Origin of the sequence: Granulicella mallensis MP5ACTX8, from assembly GCF_000178955.2 — a bacterium.
GTDB lineage: Bacteria > Acidobacteriota > Terriglobia > Terriglobales > Acidobacteriaceae > Granulicella > Granulicella mallensis.
Genome location: NC_016631.1, coordinates 4684613 through 4695282, shown reverse-complemented (window position 1 = coordinate 4695282; position 10670 = coordinate 4684613). Strand labels below are relative to the sequence as shown.

At 56.4% G+C, this 10670-nt stretch carries 8 protein-coding genes; 6 read left to right on the top strand and 2 right to left on the bottom strand.

The features are described 5' to 3' along the window. Positions 1-166 precede the first annotated feature (166 nt). Positions 167-478 carry a HipA domain-containing protein gene (locus ACIX8_RS25360; RefSeq protein WP_083836718.1) on the top strand — a complete coding sequence of 104 codons (312 nt, stop codon included), beginning with the start codon at positions 167-169 and terminating at the stop codon, positions 476-478. Between the two features lie 3 nt (positions 479-481). Here ACIX8_RS25360 and ACIX8_RS18350 read toward each other — a convergent pair whose 3' ends face one another. Both ACIX8_RS18350 and ACIX8_RS24785 read right to left on the bottom strand, forming a co-directional pair. Continuing rightward, positions 482-3892, bottom strand: a complete 3411-nt coding sequence (locus ACIX8_RS18350) for a P-loop NTPase family protein (protein ID WP_014266874.1) — start codon at positions 3890-3892, stop codon at positions 482-484. Then, a complete protein-coding gene (locus tag ACIX8_RS24785) occupies positions 3892-4287 on the bottom strand; it encodes a hypothetical protein (RefSeq protein ID WP_014266873.1) in 396 nt (131 codons plus the stop codon). Before ACIX8_RS24785 ends, ACIX8_RS18350 begins: the two co-directional genes overlap by 1 nt. A 651-nt stretch (positions 4288-4938) precedes the next feature. Between ACIX8_RS24785 and ACIX8_RS18335 the strand changes: the two genes are divergently transcribed. The 5 genes from ACIX8_RS18335 to ACIX8_RS18320 all read left to right on the top strand — a co-directional run bounded on the left by ACIX8_RS18335 (position 4939) and on the right by ACIX8_RS18320 (position 10669). Beyond that, positions 4939-5739 carry a ParA family protein gene (locus ACIX8_RS18335; protein ID WP_014266871.1) on the top strand — a complete coding sequence of 267 codons (801 nt, stop codon included), beginning with the start codon at positions 4939-4941 and terminating at the stop codon, positions 5737-5739. 142 nt (positions 5740-5881) lie between these two features. Further along, a complete protein-coding gene (locus tag ACIX8_RS26260) occupies positions 5882-6082 on the top strand; it encodes a squalene/phytoene synthase family protein (RefSeq protein ID WP_052310651.1) in 201 nt (66 codons plus the stop codon). A gap of 32 nt (positions 6083-6114) precedes the next feature. After that, positions 6115-6273 (top strand): hypothetical protein, encoded by a 159-nt coding sequence (locus ACIX8_RS26255; protein WP_223295381.1) that lies wholly within the window; start codon positions 6115-6117, stop codon positions 6271-6273. 1167 nt (positions 6274-7440) lie between these two features. Continuing rightward, on the top strand, positions 7441-8349 hold the full coding sequence (locus ACIX8_RS18325) for a tetratricopeptide repeat protein (RefSeq protein WP_014266870.1): 909 nt from the start codon (positions 7441-7443) through the stop codon (positions 8347-8349). An 88-nt stretch (positions 8350-8437) separates the two neighbouring features. Continuing rightward, complete coding sequence (locus ACIX8_RS18320) at positions 8438-10669, top strand: OPT family oligopeptide transporter (protein ID WP_014266869.1); 2232 nt, start codon at positions 8438-8440, stop codon at positions 10667-10669. The last annotated feature ends 1 nt before the right edge of the window (position 10670 follow it).

The window sequence follows — 10670 nt, the reverse complement described above, 5'->3', positions numbered from 1 at the left end:
AAATGTGTGGTTTCCATGAGATGGAGACCTCGACTCCGAGCGGTAAGTCTGGCAGCGAGCGAATTGTTCACGCTTCCCGGAACCGGCCATGCTCCAACCTACAGTCCAGTATCGCGGATGACTCAGAAATGACTATCGCCGACCACTAGCTGATCACACCAAGAGGATTGGCTTTCTCCTCCGAGAAGGCCAATCTTGGGCACTCTCTCCTGCCTATGATGTAACCCATGCCTACAATCCCACCGGCGAATGGACCTATCAGCACCAAATGAGTGTGAGCGAAAAATTTAGCGGCATTACCCAAGAGGACCTGCTGGAAGTGGCTGACCGTTTTGGAGTGAGACGAGCCGAGAACACCTTGTCCGATGTCAACCTGGCCATCGACAATTGGTCGGAGATTGCCGAGGACGCAAATATCCCTGTGTCCGGTCGGAACCGTCTCGCCAAAGGCTTTGTCCTGATTGGGCGGCAACGCTGAATCTCAAGCAGCTATGGGTTTCCTCAGACGGTAGTGTTTGAATTGCTCGCGGGTTTCACCATCGGTTCCAACTCCAATTGAATCGGCGAGAACGAGCATCATCTCACCGATCCGCGCTTCAGAAGCCAACGACTGAATCTGTGCGACCGTCTCGGATGGTCGGCGGAAGTGGTAGGGACTGTGTTCGATCTTTGCGGCCCACATCCTTGCGATAGAGATTGCGATCGTTGTACCAATCTGACCCATCTGCGGGAAGTAGACCGAAAGATAAGGAATGCAAGAGGCCTGTACGACCAGGAGGCGCTCCGCAGAATCTGCCGCGATCACCCAGAGACCGAACGCGCGAAGCAGAACCCTGATGTCCGCTTGCCCATCCTTGCCGACAGGAGGGGCCCCCTGAATCTGCTGCCACCGCAGTCGCCCCTCAAGGATTTCAGCCAGGACATCGAGCCCAATTCCCCAAATCTCCGGGTCATCCTCTCTCAGTTTCTCCGCTTCGTCTTGAAGCCCTTCGATCTCCTTGCGCACTTCTGCAGGTGTCTGCTCTGCACCGATGCTCATCTCCAGCAGCACTGGAAAGAGCCCTAAATGAAGTCGTGCCAGCCTTGAGAACGGCTTCTGCGTTTTCCTTCTAGTATTGGCTGTCGCCAATTCGGCCTGTCGCTCCTCAGAGAGCTCAACGGGAAGATCACACAGCATCCCTAGGGCCGTTTCGTTCGCATGCCGTAACGCATCGATGAAACGGTGCTCCCGTACATCGAGAGGAATCGCGTGCATCTGGTACATCTGAGCCAAAGCGCTCCCCGAGGTCTTCCCCCCGATTTTCTCCGTAATCCCCGCCCATTCTGCTGCTTCGCGCTCTTTCCCCAGTTCGTCCGCCCACTGAGCCATGCCGCCTGGCATGAGAAAAACCAATCCGGGTCGATAACGGCTGGAGAGAGATTGGACTCCGCCGATAAACATGCCTGGGCGCGGTTCCGTCACCAAGTCTTCGTCAACTTGGGTCCGGGCAAGCGCCGACGAGTAAAATGACATGTTGTTTGCCGCCAACATGAAGAAGTTCTTCCAGCGTTCATCATCTTCACGATGTTCAAGCAAGCCGCGCACAACATCCGACCAAGTCGCAAAAAGCTCACCGATCTGGCCAGTCTTCCAAAAGAACGTAGCCAACTCCGCGCGCGCCTTGAGCTGATTGAACAACGTGAGGTCCTCGCTGGAGTTCCCAATCGCGATTGCACGTTCAAAGGGAACCGCCGACGGCGCGCCTTCGCGTAGAAGAAGATGCCCATAGCGCAATGCATTGAGCTGTTGATGCAATGGGAAGTCCGGTTTATCGAAGCGGTAGGCGCGCGTCACCCATGTCGACGCAAGGTCCCACCGATCAATGTCGATGAGCCAAGTTGCCAAGCCGTCCGACACGATGAACTGCGCGAGTTCGTGCGACTCATTCGCGCCGTAGAATCGCTCTGCCTCAATCTGCGGTGAATCCGTCTCCTTCAAATGCACGATCCGAACGGAAAGCTGAGACCTCAAGATACACGCCGATACCAGGGGTGTCTTCCAGTCCGAAGCAATCTCTTCGCACCGCTTCAAACAGTCGAGAACACTCTGCCAGTCTCGTTGATCGCCAGCCTTTTCCTGTTCGATGGACCACAAAGAGTCGAACATTCTCATCGCTGAAGGCTCGGCATATTCCGCGATCATTAAACCGTTCCGCTCGTCGTTACTTAATTCATTTACCTCAGCCATCCATGCGAGAACGTCCGCACGGGTTTTTATTCTCATCGCAGCGCCCCAGAAGAGTTCCGAGGCTTTGTGGTCCTTCAACTCACGCCGCAATTCGGCGGGACCGTCCCGTTCCGCCCGTAGAGCACTCGCGATGAAAGGGAGCGCTTTGCCTGGTTCTTTCTCGATGTACTTCATCGCAATGAGACCGGAAACCGCGAAAACCGACATCTGGTCTCGTTGCTCACGGGCATCTGCTATCAGCGAGACGAGGTCTTCCAGCGCGGGCTGATGGCCTTCATTTCGGCGAAGGCCATTGATGACCTGTAGACCTCGTATGAATATTCTCAGCCAAAGAGCCATCTCCTTCGGTAAAGGCAGGCTCTTCCAAAGGGACAATAGCATACCCGCGTGGACATCGACCCCAGCCAGGCGCAACGCGTCGAGCGCACGAATATACACCATCGCGGCTTCGTTCCATCGTTCTGCTTGCATCAAGTGGGTAATCGCTTCGGACACATCGAACTGATTCAGGGTGCCCTTGGCTAACACCCATAGGACGGCAGAGGAGTGGATCTCCTTCCTGATCGGGCGTGACAGGTTGCCGTCCCCCGAACCGGCAAGAAGTGGTGATGTGCGCCACCGGTCCTTCTTGATGCGGTGCAACCAATTACCGCTTAGCGAATACAGACGCTCGCGCGCACGATCAATCGTCGGCTCGATCTCGGCAATCGCGATTGCTTCCTTTTCGCTAAAGTCGCGATTGAGCAGTGTGAGACGATACAGCAGGTCTCGAGACCCCGGCGCTTGTGTTGCCAGCAACCGGCGTTGAGTCTCTGCGCGCAGATCTTTCGCGTAGTTCGAGCGGAGAGTGTCTTCCCAAGCGGCATCATCCAGATTCCAACTTTTTGACTGCCAATCTTTGAGGAGCAGAGTAACCAGGTCCGGCATCCCATGCGTCACACCGATGGCAACATTTAGAAGGCCATCTCGAAAGACGGCCTTCGGTGCTCCATACAGCTTCATGAGCTTCAGGATCTCTTGATCGTCGAGTCGATTCACCTCAACACATTCGAAGAGAGTTGAGAGACTGCGTGGAAGAGGATGCAGCGAAACCAAGATAACGAAAAACGTGTCCTTGCTAGCCAAAGACTTGATACGGGCCTCAAATGCCGGCTCCAGTATGGCGTCGTCGATGTTGTCGATGACTAGTAGGCGATTGCTGCCAGCATCGCTATCGGTTATTAGGTCGGCTGACAGGTCCCGCAGTACGATTTCAAGCGCCATCACAGCAGGCACTTGCTTGTTCGCATGCAAATCCAACCACACTACGCGGCCATACCCTATGCTCAGACTTCTCGCCAGTTCGGTGCGCCCGGAACCCATGTCTCCGTGAATCGACACCCCTTTACCTGAACTGAGCGCTTTCTGCGCCTGTCGCTCGAGCGTAGCGCGCTCCAGTCGTAGCTCGGGAGGAGGCGGCGCCTCCACGTTTAACGTTGGAATCGCCAGGACCACGTCGCCAGTTATCGGCAATGTCCGCGCAAAAGTCTCGATCATCTTCGCGAAAATGTTTCCGGTTTCATCTGCTGACAAGCCTATCGACACCGATGCCGTCGCGCCATTGGTAGCCTGCGCAATGCCGACTCCGCTTGCGATCTGCTCGTTGTTGGTTCGCGATTCCGACATTAGTTCGTATCACCGGTCATCGTGACGCTGGCAACGCTGCTTCGGTCGGCTTGAGCTATCCCAGTGCCATGGGCTACCTGCCCTCCTATATTGTTTCCTGGAAGGGCACGCACAAGATTCAACAGGCTGTTCGCCTGGGCGATAACCTCGTCGTTCGCTCCGATTCTCGAGCCTTGCAACTCCTCGGCCAATACTGCGCGCCGCGGTTCGGAGTCCGGTTTGGCCTCAACCTTCTCTAAGGCATCGGCGACGTCACCCGTGACCGAGTGGCGCTTGATGGCCGACTTAAGTTTTTCGTAGCCATCGGAAACCCCCTTCTTCGCCACGTCTGTCAGACCGTCTTTTGCTCCGGACGCTAGTGCACCAACCAAAGCTGCCATGATCGTTTCGACCATATCGCCCTCCTACGGGACACAGTGTCTAGTTTATCGGTGAGGACGTGGTTAAAAGGTAGCTTGAGTCATCTCTCTGCTGGTTGCGTCCCACTGTTCTGCAGTGGTGCTGAATATAACCCCCTCTGAGCCTATCTTCAAACCAGATCGCGATAGGCTTCCCGCGGTCATGAAGGGCCGAGATTGTTGCCTCTCAGGCTGTCATTGTTTGCCTCACCAATGCAAAGCTTGCCATCCGCAACGCAGAAGAGGCCGATCTCCAAAGGCAAGTCTTCGTGAGAACTTGCGCATTGCAGACGCGGCCGGAGCGCATTGCAGACGCGGCCGGAGAAAGCCTGAGTGACGATGAGATTGATCGGGAGATCAGTCTGGTCCGAGGCTCGGATCTGAGACTTCTGACGTCGGAAAAACACTTCAGCATTCATCGGCAATGTCAAAACTGTCTGCAAACTGGCTCTACACGGAAAAGATTTACCGTGCCACTATTGTCCTATGCATGGCTATGATCCAAAGAAAGTAATCGAAGTAGTTCGAAGGGCGCGTAGGCAAAGATGCTTGTCGTGCGCAAGACTGGCAGAGCTCTCTGGTCTGAGCACTAAGACAATCCATCGAATAGAGAAATCCGGGTTTTGTCACGCTGCTACTCTAGCGTCAGTGGCAGAGGTCGTAGGTATTGAACTCTCGGATTTTGAGTCCGACATTCGACACGAGGGTTCGAGCAGCGCGTCACCTTTTGTCATAGCAGTCATGAATTTCAAGGGGGGAGTTGCAAAGACTACGCTATGCCTGCATCTAGCAGGTGTCCTTGCCAAATCCGGCAAATCGGTTCTCGTCCTTGATTTTGTCGGGCAGTTGCACGAGCTCCTAGCCGAACGGCCGCCAGAACTGCCCGCCATTACTTCATTTCGGGCCAGCGATACTTGTTTTAGGAAGTCGTGGCCTGTGCGCACTGAGTTCGATTGCATTCTCATTGACTGCAATACCAGCGACTACGCTTACTGTGCTTCCGTCGTGCATCAGGCAGATGTATTGATTGTCCCGACCCCACAGGCCTACATGGAACTCGAGGCAACGTATCTTGCCATCGAGGCATTCCAGAGAGTAGCACCCCAAAAACTGGTCATTTTGCCAGTCCTTGTCATGGAACGAAAGAGAATCCGCGGTTCTTCAGATACAAGAAAATTGATAGATGACATCGAACAGAAGCTTGGTTGCCCATTTGCTTCATCACGTATCAGCTACAAGCAATTCTTCAGTTACCTTGGCGTCTCCATACCCGGCTGGAACGAGAAAATCGCGAAACCAAAATACACAGTTTCCGGCAAGACCATAGCCGATATCGATGACCTCCATTGCAAGGCCGCCGTTGCGGAATTCAACGGGTTACTGGCGGAAGTCTTTGAGCTTTCAAAATGCGGTGATCGCACACATAATGGGTTCCATCTCATCCAGTAGCTTGGCGCTAAGGCGTTGAAGTTGGGGATGACAGACCGGGTGGTGGACTAAGCGTCGATAGTTTTCTTGAGTTGTCTTGTCCAGATGACTATCAGCAACTTTGTCTATCGGCAGAATGATGGAGGGATGACTACCAGAATTCATGCCTGATCCAGCTCGTGCCGTGCTTCTCGGCCCCCTCCTGAAAAGTGTCTCGCGATCTTTCTACATCACCCTGCGCGTGCTTCCCGTAGGAATGCGTGATCAGATTGGCCTTGCGTATCTCCTGGCACGAGCCACGGACACCATTGCCGATGCCTCACTGATTCCTCCGGGACACTCTTGTCCCTTCGCAATCAAGTGAATGGCACGCCCGATGGAGGAGCGCTCAGGCGTATGTCGGTGGAAGTTGGCTCTCAACAAGCAGATTTAGACGAAAAGGTTCTGCTCGAGTCGCTTGGAGCAGCACTGACGGTGCTCTCTCGATTGAGTCAATCCGATCGAGAAGCCGTGCGCGATATCGTCACCACTCTTACGAGGGGGATGGGAGTTTGACCTGCTTACTTTCTTGATGAGTCGTCAGGCGCATCGTCGCACTTCGGAAGTTCTCCGAACTGGATCAATACATCTATATGGTGGCCGGTTGTGTGGGGGAGTTTTGGACGAAGATGACCTTTGTGCATGTGCCTTCCTTGCGTAAGATCAGATCGACATCCTTATAGGATAGTTTCTTGCACCGCTGCAGGGGTCGCAGAAAATATCCCCAAACTGCCGCAAATCAGAATACCAACCTTTATTTCGCGTGTGGGGAACGATGTGGAAAATAGACATATCCCTTTTATTTGCAACGCCCGTGAATCCCTGGGGGACAATCTTAGTCAGGAACGGGCGGCTGTCGCTGCAGCAAGAATTGACCCGGCAGTGATGATGCCGTGCAAATCGTCAACAAAGGGATTGAAAGTCCGTTCCGCTGGCCATTCTGTGGTCGAAGGGCAGAGGTTTGGTGGACAGAGGACGTGGGTTCGATAGGGGGTGCGATATGCGTTCCTAATGGTGCCTCAGGGCGCTCAGAGAGCCACCCGTTACGCCTGGTTTCTTACGGTTACGAGTTTCTACTTTTCTGTCACAGTGGAACTCGTAGGTTCGAATCCTGCTGTGCATGCTAATTATTTAACAACTTATATGGGTATGACATTCGCATTACTTGCGGTCTCTTGTCGCAAGGCGCTGGAACCTGGACTTCTCCTGCTTTCGTTCGTGCTCGCTCTCGTCACTTCTGAGCCGAAGCCACCAACGGGTAATCTCGCATGGTCCTATTGCGCTGTCGCGTGATGCATAAATGTAGGCGCAGACAATAGGAATTCTTCGAGCATAACGATATAAGTGTTGACACGATGACCTTAATTCACCAGGTCAAACTGCTGTACAACTGCTGTACAGACAGCTCCAGATACGCCCCTAAACACCTCAAAACCGCCTGTAACGTTCTATAACTCGCAACAACTTACGCAAGACCCGGTCGTTTCGTAATCAGCAGGTCAGCGGTTCAAGTCCGCTCGTCGGCTCCATTTTTTACCCTCCTGAACCTGTTTTGGTTCTAGATATCCACTGAAATCTTCTGTATAGCCTCACAACCCCCTTGAATGACGGAGGGTTGGCCCGCATACTCGCATCAGAGTCTAGCCGCGTGGGGCGGCAGCCTTGTACCGAGAGACGAGCGCCGTGAGCCGATACTGCCGAGAAGACGTTCTGCGCATCCTCCGCTTACCAGCCCGCCAGCTTGCCACCTGGGAGCGCGCCGGACTGGTGGCTTCTTCAGACGATTACTCCTTTGACGAACTCGTACAGTTACGCAAACTGCGCGATCTGACCGCGACCCGCATCTCCGTGAAGAGTATCCGGCGGTCGGTGGACGCGATGCAGAAGGTCGCTGGCATGGCCAATCCGCTGCAGGAGTTTGCGGCGGTACGCTCGGGATCGGGAGTGGCCTTCCGGCAGTGGGGAGCGCTGGTCAACCCGGTGACGCGCCAGATGGCGTTCGATTTTGAACTGACTCCCTGTGCGGGAATGCTCATCGTCCGAGCGAACGGGCAGGCTCCTTCACGGCTCTCCAATGAAGTACAGGACATGTTCCTGCGCGCGGTGCGGCTGGAAGAGCGCGGCGAGACGCTGGGCGATGCCAAGGTGCTCTACGAGACGATTCTCGAGATGCAGCCGAACCATGCGGCGGCGGCGATCAACCTGGGCACCATCCGCTACAACGCGCGCGATTACGAGGCGGCGGAGGCCTTCTACCGCCGGGCGACCGAAGCCGATCCCGAGTATGCGCTGGCCTTCTTCGACCTTGGCAATGTGCTGGATGAGCAGCAGCGCCTGGCCGAGGCCATTACAGCCTACGAGCGGGCCGTGGAGCTCGTTCCCCAGTATGCGGACGCGCACTATAACCTCGCGCTGGCCTATGAACGGGTCAAGGAGCCGCGGCGGGCGTTGCGGCACTGGACGACGTATGTTCGCCTGGACCCCTCCGGGCCCTGGGCCAGCCATGCCCGCGGACAGGCCAAGAAGATTCTGGGTTCGGAACGGCTGGCGATCGTCTGCCGGCATGGGCGGACGCTGAAGATCGCCGGGTAGCTGCTCGTCCAAGCAAGCGGTCAAGCCACGCTGATACACTCCCATCCAACGCTGCTAACTCTGTTTTACCTTTGGGAGACCCTGTCTGATGGCTGTACCCTCAACCTTCCGCCCCTTTGTGCCCGCTTCTGAGAATCGGAAGGAGCTGTCATTCCGGGCGTTGCTGCTCGGTTCGATCTTTGGCGTCATCTTTGGCGCGGTCACGGTTTATGTCGGCCTGCGGGCTGGTCTGACCGTGGCGGCCAGCATCCCGATCTCGGTGCTGTCGATCTCGATCCTGCGGGTCTTCGGCAGGGCGTCGATTCTGGAAAACAATATTGTGCAGACGACCGGCAATGCCGGCCAGTCGATCGCCTCGGGCGTGATCTTTACGCTTCCGGCGCTTATCTTCCTGGGCTTCGATCTGGAGGCCTCTCGCATCTTCGCCCTGGCACTGTTTGGCGGCTGGTTGGGCGTGCTGTTCATGATCCCGCTGCGGCGGCAGTTGATCGTCGAGGAGCATGGGACGCTGGTCTATCCCGAGGGCACTGCCTGCGCGGACGTATTACAGGCGGGCGAGCGCGGCGGGTCGTTTGCCAGCCGGGTGTTTCTGGGGCTGGGATTGGGCGGACTCTATACGCTCTTCCAGAATGAGAACCTGTTGGGGCTGTTTCCGGGCACGCCTAACTATCAGCCGAACTTCGATCCCAACGGGCAGCAGGTTTTGAAGGGTGCGGCACTCCGCGCGGACGTTACGCCGGAGTACCTGGGCGTGGGGTACATCATCGGGATTCGTGTGTCGGCGATCATGCTGGCGGGCGGCGTCTTTTCCTGGTTGGTGCTGATGCCCGCGATCGTCTTCTTCGGTAAGCACCTGAGCGGGCCGCTGTATCCGGGCACCGTGCCGATCAGCATGATGAGCCCCAGCGATCTGTGGAAGACCTATGTGCGGCCCATGGGCGCGGGCGCGGTGGCGGCGAGCGGTCTGATTACATTGTTACGCACTGCGCCGACGATTATCGGAGCGCTGACCTCCGGTTTCGCGAAGATGGGGAAGAGCAAGACTGCGGAGGTTGAGACGGAAAGCCGTACGGAACGCGACATGCCGATGAGCGTAGTGGTCGGCGGCAGCGTTCTGTTGATCGTGCTGATGTTCCTGTTCCTTCAGTTCAAGCCCGTTCCCGGAGCCCAGGTTGGTTGGCTGGCGAATATCGCGGCCTCGCTGCTGGTGATCGTCTTCGGCTTCCTGTTCGTGACGGTGAGTGCGCGCATTGTGGGCATCGTGGGATCGAGCGCGAGCCCGGTGTCGGGCATGACGATTGCTACCCTGATGGCGACTGCCGCGATCTTCCTGGTGAAGGGGTGGACGGCCCCGGCATTTGGCGCGCTGGCGATTACGATCGGCGGCATGGTCTGCGTTGCCGCCTCGAATGCGGGCGATACGTCCCAGGATCTGAAGACTGGTTATCTGATCGGGGCGACTCCCTGGAAGCAGCAGCTTGCGGTGATGGTAGGGGTGATCGTCTCGGTCTTTGCCATTGGCCCGACGCTTACCGCGATGAACAACGGGTTCGAGAGCTTTCAAAAGCTGCCGCAGCCACGTGCCATGACGCTCGCCACGCTGCCGGATGGCGTGCAGGACCAGGGAGCCTTCAAGCGCGACACCTTCAGCCTGACGCCGTGGGGATCGAAGGCGAAGGGAACGGGTGGCTCCGTTTCGAACGGCAGGCAGTATGAGCTGCTCAACTCCATCGGGTCGTCGACGCTGGAGGATGGCAAGTATCTCTACAATCCCGCGACGAAGCAGATTGAGATCCAGTGGGTACAGGGCATCGGAAGCGAGGAGGTTGCGGCGCCTCAGGGACGTCTGATGGCGACGGTCATCAACGGCATCCTGAGCCGTAAGCTGCCGTGGAGCCTGGTGCTACTGGGAGTGGCCCTGGTCATTGGCATTGAGCTGCTGGGAATACGGTCGCTTACCTTTGCGGTGGGAGCGTATCTCTCCATCGGCACTACGCTGGCGATCTTCTGCGGCGGCGTCGTGCGCTGGCTGGTGGATCGGGCGGCGGCGAAGGCCGGCGAAGGGGAGAAGAGCGAAGCCGAGAATGAGGTCTCGTCCGGAAGCCTGCTGGCCTCAGGCTTGATCGCAGCGGGCGGCATCATGGGTTTGGCAGGTGTGGGACTGAAGCTGTTGGAAGAGTTTGTGACGCATCGTCCGACGCCGCATTTCAGCACGACAAATCCCCTCTACAAGGATTGGGTCAGTTGCGTGGCGTTCGCGCTGCTGGCTTTCAGTCTCTACTACTTTGCACGCAAACCGCTGGGAAATAAGGAGCAGTAAA

Excerpts from the sequence above, each read along its gene's own strand:
- ACIX8_RS26255 (WP_223295381.1), top strand. The coding sequence starts at position 6,115 with ATGTCGGTGGAAGTTGGCTCTCAACAAGCAGATTTAGACGAAAAGGTT.
- ACIX8_RS26260 (WP_052310651.1), top strand. The coding sequence starts at position 5,882 with ATGCCTGATCCAGCTCGTGCCGTGCTTCTCGGCCCCCTCCTGAAAAGT.
- ACIX8_RS18320 (WP_014266869.1), top strand. The coding sequence starts at position 8,438 with ATGGCTGTACCCTCAACCTTCCGCCCCTTTGTGCCCGCTTCTGAGAAT.
- ACIX8_RS18350 (WP_014266874.1), bottom strand. The coding sequence starts at position 3,892 with ATGTCGGAATCGCGAACCAACAACGAGCAGATCGCAAGCGGAGTCGGC.
- ACIX8_RS24785 (WP_014266873.1), bottom strand. The coding sequence starts at position 4,287 with ATGGTCGAAACGATCATGGCAGCTTTGGTTGGTGCACTAGCGTCCGGA.